Annotated in this window: 22 protein-coding genes; all 22 read right to left on the bottom strand. The window is 70.6% G+C overall.

What is annotated here, in order from left to right; all coding sequences use genetic code 11:
- Positions 1-13 precede the first annotated feature (13 nt).
- A complete protein-coding gene (atpD, locus tag UIS43_RS23265; RefSeq protein WP_013151391.1) occupies positions 14-1456 on the bottom strand; it encodes a F0F1 ATP synthase subunit beta in 1443 nt (480 codons plus the stop codon).
- Between the two features lie 5 nt (positions 1457-1461).
- Positions 1462-2382, bottom strand: a complete 921-nt coding sequence (locus UIS43_RS23260; protein ID WP_013151390.1) for a F0F1 ATP synthase subunit gamma — start codon at positions 2380-2382, stop codon at positions 1462-1464.
- Positions 2383-2385: 3 nt separating this feature from the next.
- Positions 2386-4026, bottom strand: coding sequence for a F0F1 ATP synthase subunit alpha (gene atpA / locus UIS43_RS23255; protein WP_013151389.1), 1641 nt, complete (start codon positions 4024-4026; stop codon positions 2386-2388).
- A gap of 65 nt (positions 4027-4091) precedes the next feature.
- Entirely contained in the window at positions 4092-4916 is an 825-nt protein-coding gene (locus UIS43_RS23250; protein ID WP_013151388.1) for a F0F1 ATP synthase subunit delta, read from the bottom strand.
- Positions 4916-5458 carry a F0F1 ATP synthase subunit B gene (gene atpF, locus UIS43_RS23245; RefSeq protein WP_197724865.1) on the bottom strand — a complete coding sequence of 181 codons (543 nt, stop codon included), beginning with the start codon at positions 5456-5458 and terminating at the stop codon, positions 4916-4918. Before atpF ends, UIS43_RS23250 begins: the two co-directional genes overlap by 1 nt.
- A gap of 55 nt (positions 5459-5513) precedes the next feature.
- Complete coding sequence (gene atpE, locus UIS43_RS23240; RefSeq protein WP_013151386.1) at positions 5514-5744, bottom strand: ATP synthase F0 subunit C; 231 nt, start codon at positions 5742-5744, stop codon at positions 5514-5516.
- A 124-nt stretch (positions 5745-5868) separates the two neighbouring features.
- Positions 5869-6699, bottom strand: coding sequence for a F0F1 ATP synthase subunit A (gene atpB / locus UIS43_RS23235; protein WP_026338246.1), 831 nt, complete (start codon positions 6697-6699; stop codon positions 5869-5871).
- Positions 6700-6804: 105 nt separating this feature from the next.
- Positions 6805-7035: a hypothetical protein gene (locus tag UIS43_RS23230; RefSeq protein ID WP_013151384.1), complete on the bottom strand. Its 231-nt coding sequence runs from the start codon at positions 7033-7035 to the stop codon at positions 6805-6807.
- A 105-nt stretch (positions 7036-7140) separates the two neighbouring features.
- A complete protein-coding gene (locus UIS43_RS23225; RefSeq protein WP_013151383.1) occupies positions 7141-7566 on the bottom strand; it encodes a hypothetical protein in 426 nt (141 codons plus the stop codon).
- Between the two features lie 224 nt (positions 7567-7790).
- Positions 7791-8954, bottom strand: a complete 1164-nt coding sequence (locus UIS43_RS23220; RefSeq protein ID WP_013151382.1) for an MraY family glycosyltransferase — start codon at positions 8952-8954, stop codon at positions 7791-7793.
- Between the two features lie 12 nt (positions 8955-8966).
- On the bottom strand, positions 8967-9752 hold the full coding sequence (locus UIS43_RS23215) for an L-threonylcarbamoyladenylate synthase (RefSeq protein ID WP_370011699.1): 786 nt from the start codon (positions 9750-9752) through the stop codon (positions 8967-8969).
- A gap of 77 nt (positions 9753-9829) precedes the next feature.
- Positions 9830-10693: a peptide chain release factor N(5)-glutamine methyltransferase gene (gene prmC, locus UIS43_RS23210; RefSeq protein WP_013151380.1), complete on the bottom strand. Its 864-nt coding sequence runs from the start codon at positions 10691-10693 to the stop codon at positions 9830-9832.
- Entirely contained in the window at positions 10690-11760 is a 1071-nt protein-coding gene (gene prfA / locus UIS43_RS23205; RefSeq protein WP_013151379.1) for a peptide chain release factor 1, read from the bottom strand. The genes prmC and prfA overlap by 4 nt, the downstream gene beginning before the upstream one ends.
- A gap of 111 nt (positions 11761-11871) precedes the next feature.
- A complete protein-coding gene (gene rpmE, locus UIS43_RS23200) occupies positions 11872-12081 on the bottom strand; it encodes a 50S ribosomal protein L31 (RefSeq protein ID WP_013151378.1) in 210 nt (69 codons plus the stop codon).
- A gap of 195 nt (positions 12082-12276) precedes the next feature.
- Positions 12277-14109, bottom strand: coding sequence for an L-lactate permease (locus tag UIS43_RS23195; RefSeq protein ID WP_370011696.1), 1833 nt, complete (start codon positions 14107-14109; stop codon positions 12277-12279).
- A gap of 261 nt (positions 14110-14370) precedes the next feature.
- The gene (gene rho, locus UIS43_RS23190; protein ID WP_013151376.1) at positions 14371-16359 is read right to left on the bottom strand and encodes a transcription termination factor Rho; all 1989 of its coding nucleotides are present in this window, start codon (positions 16357-16359) and stop codon (positions 14371-14373) included.
- A gap of 440 nt (positions 16360-16799) precedes the next feature.
- Positions 16800-17738 carry a homoserine kinase gene (gene thrB, locus UIS43_RS23185; RefSeq protein WP_041552202.1) on the bottom strand — a complete coding sequence of 313 codons (939 nt, stop codon included), beginning with the start codon at positions 17736-17738 and terminating at the stop codon, positions 16800-16802.
- A 240-nt stretch (positions 17739-17978) separates the two neighbouring features.
- A complete protein-coding gene (gene thrC / locus UIS43_RS23180) occupies positions 17979-19037 on the bottom strand; it encodes a threonine synthase (protein WP_013151374.1) in 1059 nt (352 codons plus the stop codon).
- A gap of 243 nt (positions 19038-19280) precedes the next feature.
- Complete coding sequence (locus tag UIS43_RS23175; protein ID WP_013151373.1) at positions 19281-20567, bottom strand: homoserine dehydrogenase; 1287 nt, start codon at positions 20565-20567, stop codon at positions 19281-19283.
- Between the two features lie 68 nt (positions 20568-20635).
- A complete protein-coding gene (gene lysA, locus UIS43_RS23170) occupies positions 20636-22021 on the bottom strand; it encodes a diaminopimelate decarboxylase (RefSeq protein WP_013151372.1) in 1386 nt (461 codons plus the stop codon).
- 114 nt (positions 22022-22135) lie between these two features.
- Positions 22136-23221 carry a DALR anticodon-binding domain-containing protein gene (locus tag UIS43_RS23165; protein WP_013151371.1) on the bottom strand — a complete coding sequence of 362 codons (1086 nt, stop codon included), beginning with the start codon at positions 23219-23221 and terminating at the stop codon, positions 22136-22138.
- Positions 23218-23604: a response regulator gene (locus tag UIS43_RS23160; RefSeq protein ID WP_041552199.1), complete on the bottom strand. Its 387-nt coding sequence runs from the start codon at positions 23602-23604 to the stop codon at positions 23218-23220. Before UIS43_RS23160 ends, UIS43_RS23165 begins: the two co-directional genes overlap by 4 nt.
- Positions 23605-23699: the final 95 nt, after the last annotated feature.

The following is a 23699-nucleotide window of genomic DNA, read 5'->3' as shown; positions in this document are numbered from 1 at the left end:
CCCGGCCGGAGAACTAACCCTGCAGCTTCTTGGCCTTCTCGACGGCCATGTCGATGTTGCCGACGTCGAGGAACGCCTGCTCGGGCAGGTGGTCGTACTCACCGTCGCACAGGCCCTTGAAGGAGGCGATGGTCTCCTCCAGGGGGACGAACACGCCCGGGGTGCCGGTGAACTTCTCGGCCACGAACATGTTCTGCGACAGGAAGCGCTCGATCCGGCGCGCCCGGTTGACGACGATCTTGTCCTCCTCGGACAGCTCGTCCATACCGAGGATGGCGATCTGGTCCTGGAGGTCGTTGTTGCGCTGGAGGATCTCCTTGACGCGCTGGGCCACCTGGTAGTGCTCCTCGCCCACGTACTGCGGGTCGAGGATGCGGGAGGTGGAGGTCAGCGGGTCCACCGCCGGGTAGATGCCCTTCTGCGAGATCGGGCGGGAGAGCTCGGTCGTCGCGTCCAGGTGGGCGAAGGTGGTCGCCGGAGCCGGGTCGGTGTAGTCGTCCGCGGGCACGTAGATCGCCTGCATCGAGGTGATCGAGTGGCCGCGGGTCGAGGTGATCCGCTCCTGGAGCTGGCCCATCTCGTCCGCCAGGTTGGGCTGGTAGCCCACGGCCGAGGGCATGCGGCCCAGCAGCGTGGAGACCTCCGAACCCGCCTGGGTGAAACGGAAGATGTTGTCGATGAACAGCAGCACGTCCTGCTTCTGGACGTCGCGGAAGTACTCCGCCATCGTCAGAGCGGACAGGGCCACCCGCAGACGGGTGCCCGGGGGCTCGTCCATCTGGCCGAAGACGAGGGCGGTGTCCTGGAGGACCTCCATCTCGTCCATCTCCAGGAAGAGGTCCGTACCCTCACGGGTGCGCTCGCCGACACCGGCGAACACGGACACACCACCGAAGTTGCGGGCGATACGCGTGATCATCTCCTGGATGAGCACGGTCTTGCCCACACCGGCGCCGCCGAACAGGCCGATCTTGCCACCGCGCACGTACGGGGTGAGCAGGTCGATGACCTTGATGCCCGTGACCATCATCTCGGTCTTGGACTCGAGCTGGTCGAAGGCCGGGGCCTTGCGGTGGATCGGCCAGCGCTCGGTGACGCCCAGCTCCGCGGTCGGCACGTCCAGGGACTCGCCCAGGGTGTTGAACACGTGGCCCTTGACGACGTCGCCGACGGGCACGCTGATGGGCGCGCCGGTGTCGCGCACCTCGGCGCCGCGGACGAGGCCGTCCTGGGGGGCCAGGGAGACCGTGCGCACGAGGTTGTCACCCAGGTGCTGGGCGACCTCCATCGTGATGGTCTTGGCCTTGCCGCCGATGGTCACGTCGGTGTGCAGGGCGTTGTAGATGGCAGGCAGGGAGCCGACGGGGAACTCCACGTCGACGACCGGGCCGGTGACCCGGGAGATCCGGCCGGTGGCGGTGCCAGCCCCAGCCGTCCCTTCAACTGTCGCAGTCACTTTTGTTACTCACTTCCCGCGCTGGCAGCAGCGAGCGCGTCGGCACCGCCGACAATCTCACTGAGCTCATTGGTGATCTCAGCCTGACGTGCCTGGTTGGCCAGACGGGTCAGGTTCTTGGCGAGTTCCTCGGCGTTGTCCGTGGCCGCCTTCATGGCGGCGCGGCGGGAGGCCTGCTGGGAGGCGGACGACTCCAGGAGCGAGAAGTAGATCCTGTTGACGACGTACTGCGGCAGCAGCTGGTCCAGGACCTCCTCCGCCGAGGGCTCGAACTCGTACAGCGGAAGCGGCTCGCTCCCGTGCACGGCCTCCAGCTCGGAGCTGTCGACCTCCTCCACCTCCAGCGGCAGGGCCCGGACGGCCCCCGCGCGCTGGGTCAGCATCGAGACGAACTCCGTGGAGACCACGTGGATCTCGTCGACCCCGCCGTCGGCGGCGTCGGCGGAGAACTTCTCCATGAGGGCGGAGCCGATCTCCTGGGCGTGCGCGTAGGTGGGGCGCTCGGTGAAGCCCTCCCACTGCGCCTCGAGGGGGCGGTCGCGGAACTTGTAGAAGCCCACGCCCTTGCGGCCCACCATGTAGGTGAGGACCTCCTTGCCCTGCTCGCGCAGGAGCTGGGTGAGGGAGTCCGCCTCCTTGAGCACGTTGGTCGAGAAGGCGCCCGCCAGGCCCTTGTCGCTGGTGATGACCAGGACGGCGGCGCGGGTGGGGTTCTCGGCCTCGGTCAGCAGAGGGTGATCGGTCACCCGGCTGGCCAGGGCCGAGACCGCCCGGGTGATCTCCCGCGCGTAGGGCCCAGCAGCCTCCGCCGCACGCTGCGCCTTGGTGATGCGCGTCGTGGCGATGAGCTCCATCGCGCGGGTGATCTTCGCCATCGACTTCGTCGAGCGGATCCTCCGGCGATAGACGCGAAGCTGTGCACCCATGGGTTACTTCCCGCCCTTGGCGACCTTGATGGTCTCCTGGCCGACCTTCTCCTCGTCCAGCGCCTCGGCCTCGGCCTCGGTGCCCAGGAGGGTCCCGGCGGAGGTCTGGAAGCCCTGCTTGAACTTCTCCAGCGCCGAGTCGAGGGACTTCTCGGTCTCGTCCTCGAACTTGCCGCTCTCGCGGATGGTGTCGAGGATGCCCTGGTGCTCGCGGCTCAGGTGGTCGAGGAAGTCCTCCTCGAAGCGGCGCACGTCCTCGACCGGGACGTCGTCGACGCGGCCGGTGGTGCCGGCCCAGATCGAGACGACCTGCTTCTCCATGGAGAACGGCGAGTACTGGCCCTGCTTGAGGAGCTCCATCAGGCGGGCACCGCGCTCCAGCTGCTGCTTGGAGACGGCGTCCAGGTCCGAACCGAAGGCGGAGAACGCCTCCAGCTCGCGGTACTGGGCCAGGCCCAGCCGCAGGGTGCCCGAGACCTTCTTCATGGCCTTGGTCTGCGCGGCGCCACCGACACGGGAGACCGACACACCGACGTTGATCGCCGGGCGCTGGCCCTGGTTGAACAGGTCCGACTCCAGGAAGACCTGGCCGTCGGTGATGGAGATGACGTTGGTGGGGATGTACGCCGAGACGTCGCCCGCCTTGGTCTCGATGATCGGCAGGGCGGTCATCGACCCCTTGCCCATCTCGTCGGAGAGCTTGGCGCAGCGCTCCAGCAGCCGGGAGTGCAGGTAGAAGACGTCACCGGGGTAGGCCTCGCGGCCCGGCGGGCGGCGCAGCAGCAGCGACACCGCACGGTAGGCCTCGGCCTGCTTGGTGAGGTCGTCGAAGACGATGAGGACGTGCTTGCCCTCGTACATCCAGTGCTGGCCCAGGGCCGAGCCGGTGTAGGGGGCCAGGTACTTGAAGCCGGCCGCCTCGGACGCCGGGGCGGCGACGATGGTGGTGTACTCCATCGCGCCGGCCTCTTCGAGGGCGCCACGCACACCGGCGATGGTCGAGCCCTTCTGGCCGATCGCGACGTAGATGCAGCGCACCTGCTTGTCGGGGTCGCCCGACTCCCAGTTGGCCTTCTGGTTGATGATCGCGTCGATGCAGACCGCGGTCTTGCCGGTCTGGCGGTCGCCGATGACCAGCTGGCGCTGGCCGCGGCCGACCGGGGTCATCGAGTCGATCGCCTTGATACCGGTCTGGAGCGGCTCGTGGACGGGCTTGCGCTCCATCACGGTCGCCGCCTGGAGCTCCAGCTCACGGCGTTCGGTGGACTCGATCTCACCCTTGCCGTCGATGGGGGCGCCCAGGGGGTCCACCACGCGGCCGAGGAAGTTGTCACCCACCGGCACCGAGAGGAGCTGGCCGGTGCGGCGCACCTTCTGGCCCTCCTCGATGCTGGTGAAGTCACCCAGCACGACGACACCGATCTCACCGATCTCGAGGTTCTGGGCCAGGCCCAGGGTGCCGTCCTCGAACTGGAGCAGCTCGTTCGCCATCGCCGAGGGAAGGCCACCGACGCGGGCGATGCCGTCACCGGAGTAGGTGACGGTACCGACCTCTTCCGCGCGGGTGGCTTCAGGCTCGTACGACTGGACGAAGCGCTGTAGCGCGTCCCGGATCTCGTCCGGCCGGATCGTCAGCTCCGCCATCTCTACGTTGTCCTTGCTCTCAAATGGCGCCGGGCTGGCGCCGTGCGTGCTTGCCTTGCGTTCTGTCAGCCGGCCAGGCGGCGTTGGGCCTCGGCGATACGCCCGGCGATGGTCCCGTCGATGACCTCGTCACCCACCTGGATGGACAGGCCACCCACGATCTCGGGGGCGACCTCGATGTTGAGGTGGATGTCGCGGCCGTAGGCGCGCGAGAGCGCGGCTCCGAGCCGGGACTGCTGTTGCTCGCTCAGGGCGACGGCGCTGCGGACGACGGCGACGTAGCGCTTGGCGCGCTCGGCGACGAGTTGTCCGAAGTTGTCCAGCGCCTGCTCCAGGGTACGTCCCCTGGGTCGGGCGACCGCTTCACCGACCAGGACCAGCGTCGCGGGGTGCACCTTGCCCGAGAGCAGGTTCTCCACGAGGGAGAGGCGCAGCTCGGGGGCGGCCCCGTCACGGGTGAGGGCGTCGCGGAGCGCGGGCTGGGCGATGACGATCCGCTGGAAGCGGAACAGCTCGTCCTCCAGCTCGTCGAGCCCCGAGGCGGTCTGGAGCTGGGCGACGGTCGCGTAGACCGCCATCCGCTCCATCGCGTCCACCAGGTCGCGCGGACCCGACCACCTGGCCGAGACCACGTCACCGGCCACGAGGACCGCGGACGGCGACACCCTGCTCTCCAGGAGCTGCCCGATCAGGCCGCTCTTGGCCTCGGCCGGGTTCGCCTGGTCGGCGAGCCAGCGGCGCAGCGAGTGCTCGTTCCCCAGCAGGGCGACGACCTCGAAGAGCTCGCTGCCCAGGGAGACGCCGCTCTGCGGGGTGCCCGCCGACGCCAGGACGTTCTCGTCCAGGCGCCGGGTCACCTCGGCCAGCGACGTGCGGCTGATACCACGCATCAGCGCACCTCTGCCTGCTGCGTGCTGTCGGTCTGCTCCAGCTCGTCCAGGAACCGGTCGATGACGCGGTTCTGGGCGGCGCTGTCGCTGAGGGTCTCACCGACGATGCGGCTCGCCAGCTCGGTGGAGAGCGCACCGACCTCGTTGCGCAGCTGCACCAGGGCCTGCTGGCGGTCGGCCTCGATCTGGGCGTGGGCCGCCTCGACGATGCGTCGCGCCTCGGCCTGGGCCTCCTCGCGCGCCTCGGCGATGATCGCGGCCCGCTGCTCCTTGGCCTTCTCCAGCTCCTGGGCGTACTCGCGGTGCGATTCCTCGAGCTTCTCGCGGTACTGCTGGCGGATCACCTCGGCCTCGGCCTCGGCCTTCTTGGCGCGCTCGATGCCGCCCTCGATGGCGTCGTGACGCTCGTCGAGGACCGCCATGACCTTCGGCACCGCCTTGCGGGCGACAAAGAAGTAGACCACGGCGAGCGCGATCGCACCGAAGGTGAACTTCACCCAGTCGATCCGCAGAATGTTGTAATCGGCTGCCAACTCCACCAACATGGTCAGCCCTCCTTCGCGTCAGTTGCCATCAGATTCCGCCGGCAAACCTTGGTCAGGAACCGGTGGGGGCGGCGAAGGCGAGAACGAAGCCCAGGATGGCCAGGGCCTCGATGAGGGCGAAGCCCAGGTAGATGTTGGTCTGGAGCGGACCGCGCGCCTCGGGCTGGCGGGCGATGGCCTGCATACCGAGACCGAAGACGATACCGACACCGATACCGGCGCCGATGACGCTGATGCCGTAACCGATGGTGTTGATGTTGCCGGTGATCGCAGCGATGTCCATTGATGTTTCCTTTTACTCGACGTCCGGCGTTGCGCTTCGCAAGTGGGTCAGTTCGCCGGTGTGGACGGATCTGTGGCTTCCCACACCCCTGCCCGGCCCGGGGGGACCTGGGGGTGTGCGGGGTTCAGTGGGCCGCTTCGAGGGACTGGTTGATGTACAGGCTGGCCAGCAGCGTGAAGATGAACGCCTGGACGGCCATGATCAGGATCTCGAAGAGGAAGAAGGCCAGGTAGCCGAGCAGAGCGGCACCGGAGAAGAGCACCGAAACCGTACTCAGGACCGGTCCGGCCGTCAGGTTCAGCATGTACCAGCCGCCGTAGGCGAACACGGCGAGCAGCAGGCTGCCCGCGAACATGGTCGCGAAGAGACGGAGGGCGTGCGTCACCGGCCGGATGAGGAACACCGAGAGGATTTCGATGGGGGTGACCAGGATGTAGATCACCTTGGGCATTCCCGGGGGGAAGATCTGGTTCCGGAAATAGCCCCAGCCGCCCTGGTTGCGGATTCCGATCACGATGGTCATGACGTAGATGACCGCCGCCAGCATGGCCGTGAAGGCCAGGTTGCTGTTGACCGGCAACATACCGGGGATCAGGCCGGTGAAGTTCATGGCCAGGATCAGCGTGAACACCGCTGTCATGAACGGCAGGAACCGGTCGCCCTTGGCACCCATCGTGGGACGGGTGATCTGGTCGCGCACGAAGAGGACCAGCATCTCTCCGACGCTCTGCCTGCGCCCGGGGACGAGGCTCAGCTTGCGGCTGAACCACGACCACAGAAGCAGGACGGCACCGACCGCGACGAGCAGCAGGACCAGGTAGAGGTCGATACCCGCGCTGCCGGGGATGTTGGTATACCACGGTTCGGGGAAGAACATCCCGATCGTGGGCGGCGTGAAACCGCACCCGTTGTCACCGAACAAGTGGCAATTCGGTTCGGCCGCGAGAATGCGCACGTCAGCACTCACGGCGAATCCTTTCGTCGTGACGCAAGAAAGCCTCGTTGATGGTTGTTGCGGAGCGTTGTCGCGCGAACCGCGACGCCGGACTGGTGGGGGGACTCAGGAGCGACGGGACTTGGCGACGATCAGGTAGATCGCGCCCGCCATTCCCAGAACCGCCCCGATGGGCAGGAACAGTGCCTGGAAACCCAACAGCTCGTCCGCGGCCCAGCCGATCGCGCTCCAGACGAGCACGCCCGAGAGCAGAGTGGAGAAGAGGGCCCACCCGTCGGACTGACGCGGCACCGAATCCTCGTGCGCGTCTGTCCTCCTGGTCGGTTCGCTGCTCATCTCGCTCCGGAATATAGCATGTGAGCTCGGACGGGGACTCGGAGTCCCAGCCGTCGGGAAGCATCGTATTACGCCCGTTTCGAGGGGCACGGCCGGGGCACTCCATCACCCGTTCTCCGCGCTCTCGACCGGGTCGACGTGGAGCGTCTTCGTCCTGGAGATCGTCCAGGTCTGGCCGCCCAGCCAGGCCAGGACGACGGCCAACGCGCTGTACACGAAGGCCGGGCTGTTCAGGCTGGCCACGAAGGAGCTGTTGCCCAGGGTGACCAGGACAACGCCGAGCACCGCCATCTTGATGACGAAGCCCACGAGGTTCGCCGCGAGGAAGAGGTCCTTGTTCCGGCGGGTGACGAGGATGACGCCCGCCTGTCCCAGACCGAAGCAGCCGAGAACGACCACCGAGGCCAGCGCGGAGCCGGCCAGGCCCGGCGCACCGGCGAGAAGCGCCGATACCGCCAAGGCCAGAAGGGCGCACGCCACACCGGGAAGCGCGGCACCGCGGAAGGCCCTCCAGGCGTCGTTTTCCTGCATGGCGAAGCTCCGTCTGGGGTCGTGGTTGCCTGCTCGTGAAAGCTATCACAAGGTTTTTGGTGCTGAATCCGGGGGTTCCTTAACGCGACCTTAACGGCCCGCAAAGTGCCCGATCCAGGCGGTCTTCCACGCTCATGTCGCCTTCGCCACACCTGTTCCGCCACCGTATCCGCAGGTCAGAAGCGCCTTTCCTCGGCTCCAAGGTACGGCCCCCGAGGGCCCGCTCAGCCATCAGTTGGCGAATCGTGATCTGGGGCCGTCTTGACGCTTTCCTTGCGCCGCGGGAACAGCAGTCCGCGTCGCCGCAGGCGGGGCAGCGCGATGAGGCCAACCGCACACGTGGCCACCAGCGCGGTCACCGCCAACACGATGACCCAGGAGTCGAACACCGACAGGGCGACCGCGGCGAAGGCCACGATCCCCGCCCACAGGTACATCAGCAGCACCGCGCGCACGTGGCTGTGGCCCATGTCCAGCAGGCGGTGGTGCAGGTGGCCCCGGTCCGGCGCGAACGGGGACTTGCCCGCCAGGGTCCTGCGCACGACGGCCAGCACCAGGTCGGCCAGCGGAAGAGCGATCACCAGCAGCGGCAGCGCGATCGGCAGGAACACCACCAGGCCGGAGTTGAACCCCTCGCGCGCGGTGTTGGCGTCGAACTGTCCGGTCACCGTGATGGTGATCGAGGTCAGCAGCAGGCCCAGCAGCATGGCCCCGGTGTCGCCCATGAACACCTTGGCCGGGTGGAAGTTGTGGCAGAGGAACCCGGCGCACGTGCCCGCGAGGATGATCGCGATCATCGCCGGATAGGACTGGCGCACGAAGCCCTGCTCCACCGCGACGACGTAGTAGTAGGCGAAGAAGGCCAGGGAGGAGATGGCGACGATGCCCGCCGCCAGGCCGTCGAGGCCGTCGGCGAAGTTGACCGCGTTGATGGTCACCACGATCAGCAGGATCGAGACCATCGCGCCCAGCCACGGGCCCAGGGAGAGCTGGGTGCCGGGCAGCGGCAGCCACAGCAGCTGCACGCCCTGCCAGACCAGGATGCCCGCGGCGGCGGTCTGCCCGGCGAGCTTGCTCAGCGCGTCCATGCCCCAGCGGTCGTCGATGACGCCGACGATGGTGATGAGCCCGCCCGCGAGCAGCAGGCCCATCCAGGTGTCGGCGAGGAAGACGTCCTGGAGGTGGGGCAGCTGGGCCGAGATCAGCAGGGCGGCGGCGAACCCTCCGTAGATGGCCAGCCCGCCCAGTCGCGGGATGGGCTCGGTGTGCACGTCGCGGTCGCGCACCGGCGGCGTGGCGCCGAAGGCGATGGCGAACCGGCGCACCAGCGGAACGAGCAGGTAGGTCACCGCGGCGGCGATGACGAAGGTGAGCGCGTACTCACGCACGTCCTGGCCCCTCTAGTTCTTGTCGCCGTCGGGAGCGGTCCCGGGAGCGCTCTCGTCCTCGTCCCGCGGGGTCTGCGGCTCCGGTGCCGGGGCCTGCGCGTCCCCGGCCTCGCCGCCCTCCGGCCGCACGGGCTTGCGGGGACCCTTGCGCAGCTCGCCGATCACGGTGCCGCACACCGCGCGCAGCTGTTCGATGGAGATGGCGCCCGCGCGCAGCACGCGCGGGACCGCGTAGGTCAGGTCGACGATGGTGGAGGAGACGCGGGACTCGGTCTCGCCGCCGTCCAGGTAGACGGCGACGTCCTCGTCACCGAGCTGCTCGATGGCCTCCTCCACAAGGGTCGCGGAGGGCTGGCCGGACTTGTTGGCGCTGCTGACCGCCATGGGCCCGACCTCCTTGAGCAGGTCCAGGGCGACCGGGTCCATCGGCATGCGCACGCCCACGGTGCCCTTGGTGTCGCCCAGGTCCCAGGACAGGCTGGGGGTGGCGGTGCAGACCAGGGTGAGCGGACCGGGCCAGAACTCCTCCATGAGGTCGCGGCCGTGGTTGCCCAGGTCGTCGACGAGGGCGTTGGCGGCGCGCATCGAGCCGACCAGCACCGGCGGGGGCATCTCGCGGCCCCGGCCCTTGGTGGCGAGCAGCCTGGCCACGGCGGTCGGGCTGAAGGCGTCGGTACCGATGCCGTACACGGTGTCCGTGGGCAGCACCACAAGGTCGCCTCGGCGTACCGCGGACGCGGCGTCGGCGATGCCGTCCTTGCGGGCGGTCTCGTCCGCGCAGTCGTAGATGCGGCTCACCTGCGTTCACCTCACTCTTGAACGGAGTCCACCGGGTTCACGGTCGGACCGGGATACGGGGGGCGGGGGAAAGCACGTCAGCCGTCCTCGTCGGCGCGGCGCATGACCACGAAGCGGTCGCGCCGGGCCAGGTCCTTGCGGTTGAGGACGTCGCGCCAGCCCCTGTCCTCGGGGAAGAGCCAGGGGATGTCGATGCCCTGGCCGTCGTGGTGCTCCACGGCCATCGCGCCGCCGGGACGCAGCAGCCTGCGGCCGACCGCCTCCAGCGCGCGGATCATGTCCAGGCCGTCCTCGCCCGACCACAGCGCGGGGGCGGGGTCGTAGTCGCGCACCTCGGGCGGGATGGCTCCGGCCTCGCGGGTGGGGACGTAGGGGGGGTTGCTGATGAGCAGGTCGACGCGCCCGTTGAGCTGGGGCAGGGCGGTGCGCATGTCGCCGTGGTGGGAGGTGACCCGGTCGGCGTGGCCGCTGGCGTCGATGTTGCGCCGGGCCCAGGCCAGGGCGTCGGGGTCGACCTCCACCGTGTGCACGCGCGAGCGCGGCACCTCCTGCGCGATGGAGATGGCGATGGCTCCCGAGCCGGTGCCGAGGTCGACCACCAGGGGGTCGGCGACGTCCATGGCGCGCAGGGTCTGGATGGCCCAGTCCACCATGATCTCGGTCTCGGGGCGGGGCACGAAGACCCCGGGCCCGACGCGGAGTTCGAGGTAGCGGAAGTAGGCGCGGCCGGTGATGTGCTGGAGGGGTTCGCGGGCCTCGCGCCGGGAGACGCACTCCCAGTAGCGGGCGTCGAAGTCGGAGTCGGCGACCGTGTGCAGCTCCCCTCGACGGACACCGTGCACGAACGCCGCGAGTTCCTCGGCGTCGGCGCGAGGTGAGGCCACGCCCGCCTCCGCGAGTCTGCGCGTCGCGCGGGCGACCTCGTCGAGCAGGACGTTCATGACGACTGAGCCGCTTCGAGCCTTTCCTTGGTGTCCGCGTCCACGAGGGCCTTGACGACCCCGCCGAGTTCCCCGTCGAGGACTTGGTCGAGGTTGTAGGCCTTGTATCCGACCCGGTGGTCGGAGATGCGGTTCTCGGGGAAATTGTAGGTGCGCACGCGCTCGGACCGGTCCACCGTGCGGACCTGGCTCTTGCGCTCGGCGGCGGCCTCGGCGTCCGCGCTGGCCTGGGCCTCGGCGTAGATGCGGGCGCGCAGGATGCGCATGGCCTGCTCCTTGTTCTGGAGCTGGCTCTTCTCGTTCTGGCACGAGGCGACGATGCCGGTCGGCAGGTGGGTGATGCGCACCGCGGAGTCGGTGGTGTTGACGCTCTGGCCGCCGGGTCCGGAGGAGCGGTAGACGTCCACGCGAAGGTCCTTCTCGTGGATCTCGACCTCGATGTCCTCGGCCTCGGGGACGACCAGCACACCGGCCGCGGAGGTGTGGATGCGGCCCTGGGACTCGGTGACGGGGACGCGCTGCACCCGGTGCACGCCGCCCTCGAACTTGAGCATCGGCCACACGCCCGAACCGGGCTCGGGGGTGCCCTTGTTCTTGAAGGCGATCGTGATGTCCTTGTACCCGCCGAGGTCGGAGTGGGTGGAGTCGATGACCTCGGTCTTCCAGCCCTGGCGCTCGGCGTAGCGCAGGTACATGCGCACCAGGTCGCCGGCGAAGAGGGCGGACTCCTCACCGCCCTCGCCCGCCTTGACCTCCATGATGAGGTTCTTGTCGTCGGCGGGGTCGCGGGGGATGAGCAGGACGCGCAGGCGCTCGGTGAGCCGCTCGGCCTCCTCGGTCAGGCGGTCGGCCTCCTCGGCGAAGGAGGAGTCCTCGGCGGCGAGCTCGCGCGCGGTGTCGATGTCGCTCTCGACCTCCTTGAGCGCGCGGTAGGTCTCGATGATGGGGGTGAGCTGTGCGTAGCGTTTGCCCAGCGTGCGCGCCCTGGCCTGGTCGGCGTGCACCTCGGGGTCGGCGAGCTGCTGTTCCAGCTCGTAGTACTCCCCCAGTAGGTCGTCCAGCTTCACGTTCGCCCGTCCCCGTCGTGTTGTGCTTACCTCGCCTGTCCGTCTCCCCCTCGGGGGTCAGCCTGGTCCCGCGGGGCCGGGTGCTCCGGCCCCGCGGGACAGCGGGCGGCGCTACTTGCGCTTGCCGAAGCGCTTCTCGAAGCGGGCGACGCGGCCACCGGTGTCCAGGATCTTCTGCTTGCCCGTGTAGAACGGGTGGCACTCGGAGCACACCTCGGCGCGGATCTTGCCCTCGGTGACGGTGCTGCGGGTGGTGAAGTGGGCACCGCAGGTGCAGGTCACCTCGGTAGCGACGTACTCGGGGTGGATGTCGGCCTTCATGTGTGTCTCCTCATCAGGGGCGCAACCGCCGGACGCATGACGGGCCGGGCCGCCAGGGGCGGGTCGGTCGTCGTGGGCCATGCGCGAACCGGTGTCGCGGCGATCCGGGTAACGGGGCGGCGGGCCCAGCCGAAGCAGGGCGGGCCACTCCCCGCTACCAGTTTGCCAGACCCACAACGTTGCCGGGACCAGTACCTATTCCTCCCCCTTCCCGCGGCCTCCTCCGGGGGCGGTTCCGGCGGTGCGGGAGGGGGGCTTGTCCGCGTCGGCCCGGCGCATGAGGAGGACGAGCGCGGCGAGCACGGCGAGGAGCAGAAGGAGCATGACGGTGCCGGCGCCGGGGCCGAACCCGTAGACGAGGACGTAGCTCACCGACCCCGCCAGCAGCACGTAGTAGGTCATGGGCAGGAGGCTCTGGCGGATGAGGTCTCCCTCGCGTCCGGCCAGTCCGACCACGGCGGAGGCGGCGACCACGTTGTGCACGGTGATCATGTTGCCCGCGGCTCCGCCCACGGCCTGGGTGGCCACGACGGTCTCGGGCGGGATGCCGATGCGTTCGGCGGTGGAGAACTGGAAGAGGGAGAACATCAGGTTGGACACGGTGTTGGAGCCCGCGACGAAGGCGCCCAGGGCGCCGATCCAGGGGGCGTAGAGCGGCCATGCGGTCCCGCCCAGTTCGGCGGCTCCGGCGGCGAGGGTGAGCGGCATGCTCTCCATGGCGGTGTCGCCGAAGTCGCCTCCGGTGTTGATGAAGACGCGGACGAGCGGGACGGCGAAGAGCAGGGCGACGGCCGCCCCGGCCAGCTGTGATCCGGCCATCCGCCAGGAGTCGGCGATCTGGCGGCGGGTCATGCGGTGCAGGCCGTAGGTGAGCAGGCAGACGAGGATGAAGGTCGCGCCGGGAGAGTAGAGGGGTTCGACGAGCTGGGAGACGGGGGTGCCGAAGATGTCGGTGGCTCCGACCGCGACGCCGGTCAGCCAGTCCTCCAGGGGCGTGATGGTGCGGGTGGCCACCAGCAGCGCGGCGACCATGAGGTAGGGCGCCCAGGCGGCCAGGAACCCCACGCGTCCGCCGTCGGCGCGCGCGGTCTCGCCGTCCCCCGGGGAGAGCGTGCCGCTCCAGCGGGCCAGCCAGTCCTCGCGGGGCGGGAAGTCCCAGGTCCGCTTGGGCATGAGGAAGCCCCGGCGTGCGGCGAGGACGACGATGACCAGACCGGTGAGGCCGCCGAGGAGGCTGGTGAACTCCACGCCGAGGAAGTGGTTGTACAGGACCGAGGGGACGGTCATGGCGAAGGCGGCGAACAGCGCGAACCTCCACACTCCGAGGCCGTCGGAGAAGCGCCGGTTCCCGCCGTAGAAGCCGCAGAGCATGCAGCAGATGAAGAGCGGGACGAGGGTTCCGGCGACGGCGTGCAGCAGGACGGTCTGGAACCCGATGAGGCTGACGAACCCGGGCATGTCCAGGCCGAGTTCGGCGGCGCGCACGGCGACCGCGGACGACCCCTCCAGACCTCCGGAGACGCCGACGAGGATGGGTGTGCCCACCGCGCCGAAGCTGACCGGCGTGCTCTGGATGACCAGTCCGACCATGACGGCGGCCATCGCGGGGAAGCCCAGGGCGAGCAGGAGCGGCGCGACCACGGCGGCGGGGGTGCCGAAGCCGGAGGCGCCCTCGATGAAGCTGCCGAACAGCCAGCCGATGATGATCGCCTGGACGCGGCGGTCGGGGCTGATGTCGGTGAAGGTGGTGCGGATGGTGGCGATGGCGCCGCTCTTGGTGAGGGTGGACAGCAGCAGGAGCGCGCCGAAGATGATGTAGAGCAGGCCGATCGCGAGGATGAGGCCCTGGACGGTGGAGGCGGCGATCGCGACCCAGTCGGTCTGCCAGAAGAGGACGGCGACGGCGACCACGACGACGTATCCGGCGGGCATCGCGTACATGGCCGGGAGACGGAATCCGACGAGCAGGACGCCGACGAGGACGATCGGGGCGAGCGCGAGGAGGCTGAGTGGGGCGAGGTTGTCCATCCGGGCGGCTCCCTGGTGCGGGGACTACTCGACGGCGAGACCCTAAATCGTTTTCCCGCCGCGGGATACACCCTTCTGTGATCCGCAACACAGTAGTGATCTTTTTCGTCTCACGGGCTGACTCTTCCGCGATTCGAAAGGAAAGCGGTGGAGCGCGGTCCCGCCCGGGCGGGACCGCCTGCCGCGGACACACCGCGCGGACACGACGAAGCCCCCCTCCCGGAACGGGAGAGGGGCCTGCTTCGACCCGGGGGCCGCGGGTCAGCGCTCGGGACCCACGGTGGTCTTCTGGATCTGGAGCAGGAACTCGGCGTTGCTCTTGGACTCCTTCATCTTGTCCAGGAGCAGCTCGATGGCCTGCTGGGTGTCGAGCGCGTGCAGCACCCGGCGCAGCTTCCAGACCACGCCCAGCTCCTCGGAGGACATGAGGATCTCCTCCTTGCGGGTGCTGGACGCGTCCACGTCCACCGCCGGGAAGATCCGCTTGTCGGCCAGGCTCCGGTTGAGCTTGAGCTCCATGTTGCCGGTGCCCTTGAACTCCTCGAAGATCACCTCGTCGGCGCGCGAGCCGGTCTCGACCAGCGCCGTGGCCAGGATGGTCAGCGAGCCGCCGCCCTCGATGTTGCGGGCCGCGCCGAAGAAGCGCTTGGGCGGGTAGAGCGCCGTGGAGTCCACACCGCCGGACATGATGCGCCCGCTGGCCGGGGCGGCCAGGTTGTAGGCGCGGCCCAGGCGGGTGATGGAGTCCAGCAGGACGACGACGTCCATGCCCATCTCCACGAGCCGCTTGGCGCGCTCGATGGCCAGGTCGGCGACGACCGTGTGGTCCTCGGCGGGCCGGTCGAAGGTCGAGTGGATGACCTCGCCCTTGACCGTGCGCTGCATGTCGGTGACTTCCTCGGGCCGCTCGTCGACCAGGATCACCATCAGGTAGCACTCGGGGTTGTTCTCGGTGATGGCGTTGGCGATCGCCTGCACCACCATCGTCTTGCCCGCCTTGGGCGGGGAGACGATCAGCCCGCGCTGGCCCTTGCCGATGGGCGCCACCAGGTCGATGATGCGCGTGGTGAGGATCTGCGGCTCGGTCTCCAGGCGCAGGCGCTCCTGGGGGTACAGGGGGACCAGCTTGGAGAACTCCTGGCGGCCCCTGGCCTGGTCGGGCGACATGCCGTTGACCGAGTCCAGGCGGACCAGGGCGTTGAACTTCTCCCTGCGCTCGCCGTCCTTGGGCTGGCGGACCGCGCCGATGATGTGGTCGCCCTTGCGCAGGCCGTGCTTGCGGACCTGGGCCAGGGAGACGTAGACGTCGCTCTGGCCGGGGAGGTAGCCGGTGGTGCGCACGAAGGCGTAGTTGTCCAGGATGTCGAGGATGCCCGCGACCGGCAGCAGGACGTCGTCCTCGCCAATCACCGGCTCCGGCTCCTGGCCCCCGCCGCGTCCGCGGCGGTCCCGACGGTCCCGGCGGCGTCCGCGGCGGCGTCCGCCGAAGTCGTCGTCGTCGCCACCGCCACCACCGGAGCCGCGGCCCTGGTTCTGGCCGCCACCACCCTGCTGGGCGTTGCTGTTCGCGTTCTGGTCGTCACCGCCGCGGTTGCGGTTGCGGCGGTTGCGCTGGCGCTCGCGACCCTGCCCGGACCTGTTGTCACGGTCCTCGGCGGAGTCGGGGCCGTTCTTCTGGGGGGTGCTGGATGTCTTGGTCACGCTGCTCGCGGAGGTAGAGGATTCGGCGCCGTCCACGGCCCGGGGCTGGTCGCCGGGCTCGTCACCGCGTCGGCGGGACGAACGACGACCGCGGGAGGGCTTGTCGCCCCGTCCGCCCTGGGGGTCGGTCACGGCCTGGTCCGACGGCTGCTTGTCCGCGCGCTTGCGCGGGGCCTCGTCCGTGCCCGGCGTCTCGGGAGCCTCGGCCCGGCCGTCGGTTGCCTCGACCTTACCGGCCTTGGACGCCGTCTCTGCGCTCTTTGCTGTTTTGGCCTTCGTGGGGCCGCCGACCGGGCCGCCCTGCTTGGCCTCGATCGCGGCGATGACGTCGCTCTTGCGCATGCGCCCCGTACCGGTGATACCCAGGCTGGACGCGAGCTTCTGGAGCTCGGGGAGCTTCAGGGCCGCGAGACCGGTGCCGCGCGACGCCGTGCGGGACCGCGAGGGCGTGGCTGTCGGCGCGCCATCGCCAGCCTCCGTCACGGAAACGCCGGTGGTGGCTTTGTCTTCGACCGCCGCGTCCGTTCGGAGTTCGGTGGTGTCGCTCACTAAGGGTCCTTCCCAAGGAGCGGGCGTCGGCCGTCAGCGGGTGCTGGAGCGGCCGGCCCGGTGGTGCGAACCGGCAGGGCCGGGTAGGGCGTGCCCCACGTGGATGTTCGGAAACCGGCGTGAAGGCGGTCCCGTACCCAATCGCGACGGGCTCTGGGTACAGCCAGACGTCGGGGCGGATGGCTCGGTGGTGTTGCCCGTCCATCGTGGAGACACGCTCATCCGAGGAGGAGCGGGCTGCGATGACGTTGGCGACAGTCGCGGGAGAACCGCGGACTCGACACGTCGGCCGCCGCTTCCGGTTGGTCGTGGGACCGGACCACCGGAGTATGGGACGCGAAGGCCGTTGTGGCGGATGAGCACTCGCCCCGCAACGGGGCATCTGGTGCTTCACCTAGCCTAACACCACCACAGGCCACGGCTATTCCTCGACACAGGTGCTACGGATGGGGAGATGGGGACCGCACCCCCGCCAGCTCCACGAGCAGGGGGCGTATGTCCCAATTCTTACCCGCCCTCCGGCGGATCGAATCAATCTGGTCCGCGATTTCCGGCGAATCCGCGGACGCCTCCCCCGCCCCCGTGGAGCACAGGACCAGGACCGTCGGCCCCGCCCCGGAGACCACCGCGGGCAGTTTCTCGTGTTGCCGCAGGTCACGGATGAGATCGAGGGTGTCCGGCATGGCCGGGGCGCGGTAGGACTCGTGTAGCCGATCCCGCGTGGCCGCGTACAGGGCCTCGGGATGGCCACAAACGGCCGCGGTCATCAGCGCGGCGCGCCCGGCGTTGAACGCGGCGTCGCCGTGGGGCACCCGTTCGGGCAGCAGCCCGCGGGCCCGCTCGGTGGACAGCCGCCACTCGGGCACGCACAGCACCGGCAGGACGCGGGGGTCCGGTGCCAGGGACACCGCGCCCCAGCGGTCGCCGTCGCGGTAGGCGACCGTGTATCCGCCGTAGACGCAGGGGGCCACGTTGTCGGGGTGTCCCTCGATGTCCGCGGCGATCTGGTAGATGCCGTCGCGGTCCGGTCCGCCGTCGGGGCCGGTGCGCCCCAGCAGGGCGCTGGCGGCGGCCACGCCGCCGACGATCGCCGAGGAGGAGGAGCCGAGACCGCGTGCGTGCGGGACCCCGTTGACGCAGGTCAGGTCGAGCCCGGGCAGTTGCTCCCCGGCCCGCTCGAAGGTCTCGCGCATGGCGCGCACCACGAGGTGGCGCTCGTCGAGGGGGACCTCGTCGGCGCCCTCCCCCTCGACGCGCACGCGCAGCTCGCCGTCCTCGCGCGGGGACGCCTCGAACGTGTTGTACAGGCGCAGTGCCAGGCCCAGGGCGTCGAAGCCCGGTCCGAGGTTGGCGCTGGTGGCGGGGGCCTGGACGGACACCCGGGTGGGGCGTGATGGGCTCACGTGGGGCTCTCTCCTGGCGGGGGCTCTCGGGAAGCCCCCGCGTGGTACTCGTCCACAGGCGGGACCGGGGTCTTGCAAGGATGATGGGTGCGCGGTGAGGGTGGTTGTCGGGGGCCCACACCCTCGCGGGCGCGGGGCCGCACCCCTCCCGGTCGGAGGTTACCGGCGTCCCCGCCAGGGCGGAAGGCACTCCCTCCGCCCTGTGGACGACCGGTCTCAGGCCAGGTCGAGGGCCTGGGCCGCGGCGAGGGCGTCGACCGGGACGGTGGTGGCGGAGGAGGCTCCGGCAAGCGCCCAGTCGGGGTCCTTGAGGCCGTTGCCGGTCACGGTGCACACCACGCGGCTGCCGGGCTCGACCAGCCCCGCCTGGACGGACTGGAGCAGACCGGCCACGCTGGCGGCGGAGGCCAGCTCCACGAACACGCCCTCCTCGGCGGCGAGGAGCTTGTAGGCGGCCATGATCTGGCGGTCGGTGACCTTGTCGATGAGGCCGCCGGACTCGTCGCGGGCCTGCTCGGCCAGCTTCCAGGAGGCCGGGTTGCCGATGCGGATGGCGGTGGCGATGGTGCTCGGACTGGTGACGGGCGCGCCGTTGACGATGGGCGCGGAGCCGCTGGCCTGGAAGCCGAGCATGCGCGGGTTGCGGGTGGAGATCCCGTCCCTGGAGTACTCGGTGTAGCCCATCCAGTAGGCGGTGATGTTGCCCGCGTTGCCCACGGGGATGCAGTGGACGTCGGGGGCGTCGCCGAGGGCGTCGACGATCTCGAAGGCGGCGGTCTTCTGCCCCTGGAGGCGGTAGGGGTTGACCGAGTTCACCAGGGCGACCGGGTAGTCCACGCTGAGCTTGCGGGCCAGTTCGAGGCAGTCGTCGAAGTTGCCGTCGACCTGGAGCAGGCGGGCGCCGTGGACGAGGGCCTGGGCCAGCTTGCCCATGGCGATCTTGCCCTGGGGCACCAGCACGGCGCAGGTCATGCCCGCGCGGATGGCGTAGGCGGCGGCGCTGGCGCTGGTGTTGCCGGTGGAGGCGCAGATGACGGCCTTGGCGCCGTCCTCGGCGGCCTTGGTGATGGCCATGGTCATGCCGCGGTCCTTGAAGGACCCGGTGGGGTTGAGCCCCTCGACCTTGAGGAAGACCTCGCAGCCCGTGAGCTCGGACACGCGCGTGGCGGGCAGCAGGGGCGTGCCGCCCTCCTGGAGGGTGACAACGGGGGTGCTCTCGTTGACGGGGAGGCGGTCGCGGTACTCCTCGACGATGCCTCGCCACGCCCGTGCCATGCTCACGACTTGTCCCTTTCGGGTGGATGCGGCTTCGCTTGACGCGCGGTGGAAGCGGCGGGGTTCCCGGACGGCCCGGCGGCGCGTCCGTCGTCCCCACCAGCTACGAGTCTATGACCACGCCCGCACTATCTCGAATCGCGGTCTGATGTCTCATCATACGGACATGGGGGTCGGCGGAGGGCCGCACGGGTCCCGTGCGGCCCTGCGCGGGGTCCCGGCCCTCCGCGGCGCGCGGTCCGCTCAGTCGGCGAAGGTCTCCACGCGCATGACACTGGCCACCTCGCGCACCATGTCGTGGACGCGCAGGTCCTCGACCGTGGCGCTGAGCGCGGCGTCGGGGGCGGGGTGGCTCACCAGCACCAGCTGGGCGTCGTCCCCGCTGCCCTCCTGGCGCACGTTCTTGATGGACACCCCGTGGTCGGCGAAGATCTCCGCGACCTTGGACAGCACGCCGGGGCGGTCCGCCACGTCCAGCGCCACGTGGTAGCTGGTGATGGTCTCGCCCATGTCGTGCACCGGCAGCCCGGTGTCGTGCCCGCCCTCGGCCACCGAGGTGTCGGCGAGGCGGTTGCGCGCCACCGCGACCAGGTCGCCCAGGACCGCGCTGGCGGTGGGGGTGCCCCCCGCCCCGGCCCCGTAGAACATCAGGCGGCCCGCGGACTCGGCCTCCACGAACACCGCGTTGTAGGCCTCCTTGACGCTGGCCAGGGGGTGCTCGACCGGGAGCATCACCGGGTGGACGCGCACGCCCACCGACCCCCCGTCCTGCGAGCGCTGGCAGATGGCCAGGAGTTTGACCACGCAGCCCATCGCGCGGGCGCTGGCGATGTCGCCCGCGGACACGCCGGTGATGCCCTCGCGGTGCACGTCGGCGGCGGTCACCCGCTGGGTGTGGAAGGCCAGCCGGGCCAGGATCGCGGCCTTGGCCGCCGCGTCGAAGCCCTCCACGTCCGCGGTGGGGTCGGCCTCGGCGTACCCGAGGGCCTGCGCCTGTTCCAGGGACTCGGTGAACCCGGCGCCCAGGGAGTCCATCCGGTCGAGGATGTAGTTGGTGGTGCCGTTGACGATGCCCAGCACGCGGTTGACCCTGTCCCCCGCGAGCGAGTCGCGCAGCGGCCGCAGCAGCGGGATCGCGCCCGCCACGGAGGCCTCGTAGTACAGGTCGACCCCGGCGTCGCGGGCGGCGGCGTGCAGGGTCTGGCCGTCCTCGGCGAGCAGGGCCTTGTTGGCCGTGACCACGGACTTGCCCGACTTGATCGCGGCGAGGATCAGCGAGCGGGCCGGTTCGATGCCGCCGATGACCTCCACCACGAGGTCGATGTCGGGACGCGTGGCCAGGGCCGTGGCGTCGGTGGTCAGCAGCGCCGGGTCGACGCCGCGGTCGCGGCCCAGGCGGCGCACCGCGATGCCCCCGATCTCGATGGGCGTGCCCACCCGCGCGGCCAGTTCCTCGGACTGCTCGTTGACCAGGCGGACGACTTCCGAGCCCACCACGCCGCATCCGAGCAGCGCCACCTTCATCGCCATTTGGGCGTGACTCCCACTTCTCTCGTGAATCCTCGTCTCGGGGCGGCCCCGGCCGCCGTCGGGACCGTTCAGCCGACGTCGAGGCGGAGGAGGTCCTCCTCGTTCTCCCTGCGCACGATGACGCGGGAGCTCCCGCCGCGGACCGCGACCATGGCCGGCCGGGGCAGGTGGTTGTAGTTGCTCGCCATGGAGTAGCAGTAGGCCCCGGTGGCGGCGACGGCCACCAGGTCGCCCGGGCGCAGGTCGGCGGGCAGGTAGAGGTCGTGGACGATGATGTCGCCGCTCTCGCAGTGCTTGCCGACCAGGCGGGACAGCATGGGCTCGGCGTCGCTCTCGCGGGAGACGAGCTGGCTGGTGTACTCCGAGCCGTACAGGGCGGTGCGGATGTTGTCACTCATGCCGCCGTCGACGCTGACGTAGGTGCGGATGCCCTCCACGTCCTTGACGGTACCGACCTCGTAGACGGTGATCCCCGCCGGGCCCGCGATGGCGCGGCCGGGCTCGACCGCGATGCGGGGCACCGGCAGTCCGGCCTCCTCGCACTCGCGGCGCACGATGGAGGTCAGGCTCCCCGCGATGGTCTTGGGGTCCAGGGGGTCGTCGCCGGAGGTGTAGGCGATGCCCAGGCCGCCGCCGAGGTCGAGCTCGGCCAGGGTGACGCCCAGCTCCTCGTGGACGCCGGTGAGGAACCGGGTCACGCGGCGGGCGGCGACCTCGAAGCCGGAGGTGTCGAAGATCTGCGAGCCGATGTGCGAGTGCAGGCCGACGAGTTCCAGGTGCGGGGCGGCCAGGACGCGGCGGACGGCCTCGGCGGCGGCGCCGGTGCTCATCGCGAAGCCGAACTTCTGGTCGTCGTGGGCGGTGGCCACGAACTCGTGGGTGTGCGCCTCCACGCCGGTGGTGACGCGGATGAGGACCTTGGGGCGGGCGCCGAGTTCGGCGGCGATCGCTCCGAGGCGCTCGATCTCGTCGAGGGAGTCGATGATGACGCGGCCCACCCCGGCCTCGACGGCGCGGCGCAGCTCGGCGGCGGACTTGTTGTTGCCGTGCATGCCGATGCGCTCGGCGGGGACCCCGGCGGCCAGGGCGACGGTGAGTTCGCCGCCCGAGCACACGTCGAGCTTGAGCCCCTCCTCGTTGACCCAGCGCGCGACGGCCTTGGTCAGCAGCGCCTTGCCCGCGTAGTAGACGTCGGCGTCGGAGAAGGCGGTGCGGTAGTCGCGGGCGCGGCCCCGGAAGTCCTCCTCGTCCATGACGAAGAGCGGTGTGCCGTGGGTGGCGGCGAGTTCGCGCACGCCGACGCCGCCGACGGTGAGCTCACCGCCCGTTCGGCGCGCGGTGGCGGGCCACACGCGCGGGTCGAGGGCGTTGAGGTCCTCGGGCGGCAGCGGCGGGTTGTCCTCCGGCAGGATCTCCGCGTGGCGGGAACCGGCGGGGTGGGCGTAGCGGCTCATGATGGGCTTTCGGCTGGGACTGTACGGCTGTGCGGGTCGGCGGCACCCCCCATTGTCCACCGAACCGATCGGAACACCAGGGACGGGTACGGCCCACCGGGAGGCACGGGGCGTCTACAGCCTTGTGGGCGCTGACACCCCGAGCAGGAGGAGTCCGGTGCGGAGGACCCCGGCGACGGCTGCTGGCAGGGCCGGGTCCGCGGCGGTCCGCTCAGAGGCTTCTGGGACCGCGGCGGAACACGTCCGCCACTCATCGTAGGCACTGGTCAGCGCCTCCAGGTATCGGACCAGGATATGGGGTTCCTCTCGGCGGGCGGCCGTGTCCAGGGCGCTGGGGCCGTCGAAGAGGAGGCCGCGCACGGCGGCGGTGCGGTCGGGGCTGGCCGCGGGGGGCGGCGCGCCCTCGGCGCTCCAGCGCACGAGGCTGGTCGCGTGGGCGTGGGCGTAGCGCATCCGGAAGGCGGGGTTGGCGTCGGTCAGGCGCGCCCAGGCCCCGGGGTACTCGGCGGAGGGCAGCACCGGCAGGTCGCGCCCGGTGGTCTCGGTGCCGCGCGGGTGCTCGGGCACCGAGCGGCAGAAGGCGACGCGCGCGCTGTCCTCGCCGACCGCGCCGAGGGCGCGCGCGGCGGGGGTGAGCAGTTCCCGGTGCCCGCCGTCGAGGTAGGGGTCGCGCCAGGAGGCCTCGCCGGGGGCGGGCGGAGGGGCCTGGGGGCCGACCGCCAGGGCGACGCGGGCGCGGGCGTCGGCGCGGGCGAGCCTGCGGGCCTGGGCGACCGGCCCGGCCTCGTGCAGGGCGGAGGCGGGCCACTCCCCCTCGCCGTCCCAGTCCCGGCCGGTGAGGAAGCGGGGCCCGTCGGCCGCCGCGGCGAGCAGGGCGTCGCGCTGGCGCCCGGTGAAGGTGACGTTGAGGAAGCCGCGGCCGTCGCCGGTGACGCGGTCGAAGTCCACCAGGCCCTCGTCGCGCATGGCGGAGAGTTCGGCGGCGACGCGGTCGCGGACCTCGGCGCGGCGGTCCCCCCGGCGGTCGGTCTCCCGGCCGCCGGAGACGCCCGCCAGGCGGGGCGGCAGGGCGGTGGCGGCGTCGGCGCCCCCGTCCGCGTGGTCGTTGCGCGGCCACACGAAGGGGATCGCGTCCGGGGCCAGGTCCAGGGCCCGCGCGGCGGCCGCGCGGACGGCGGCCTCCAGGTGTCCGGGGGTCACTCCAGGCCCCTGTCGACCAGGCTCCGGATGATGTCGATGAGCACGTCGGGGTCGAAGGGCTTGGTGAGGTAGGCGTCCATACCGACGCGCCTGCCGCGCTGGTGGTCCGTCTCCTGGGTGCGCGCGGTGACCATGATGATGGGGCGGTCGCGGGTGCGGGCGTCGGCGCGCAGGCGCTCGACGGCCGTCCAGCCGTCCACGCGGGGCATCATGACGTCCATGGTGACCACGTGCGGGTCGATGTGCGCGGCGCGGTCGAGGCAGTCCTGGCCGTCCACGGCGGTGAACACCTCGAACCCCTCCAGTTCGAGGTTGAGGCGGATGAGTTCGCGGATGACGTCGTCGTCCTCGACGACGAGAACCCGTGTGGGTAGGGCGTTCACGGGCGCGACACTACCGCCGCCGGGCGACACGGCACCACCGGATTGCGGTCATCGCCGGGCCGGGGCGGGCGCGGCGGCGACGGGTGGACGAAGGG

It is taken from the genome of Nocardiopsis sp. LDBS0036 (assembly GCF_041228755.1).
In the GTDB taxonomy this organism is placed as follows: Bacteria; Actinomycetota; Actinomycetes; order Streptosporangiales; family Streptosporangiaceae; genus Nocardiopsis; species Nocardiopsis dassonvillei.
The sequence above is the reverse complement of the archived record's forward strand: the minus strand, read 5'-3'. Positions and strand labels throughout refer to the sequence as shown.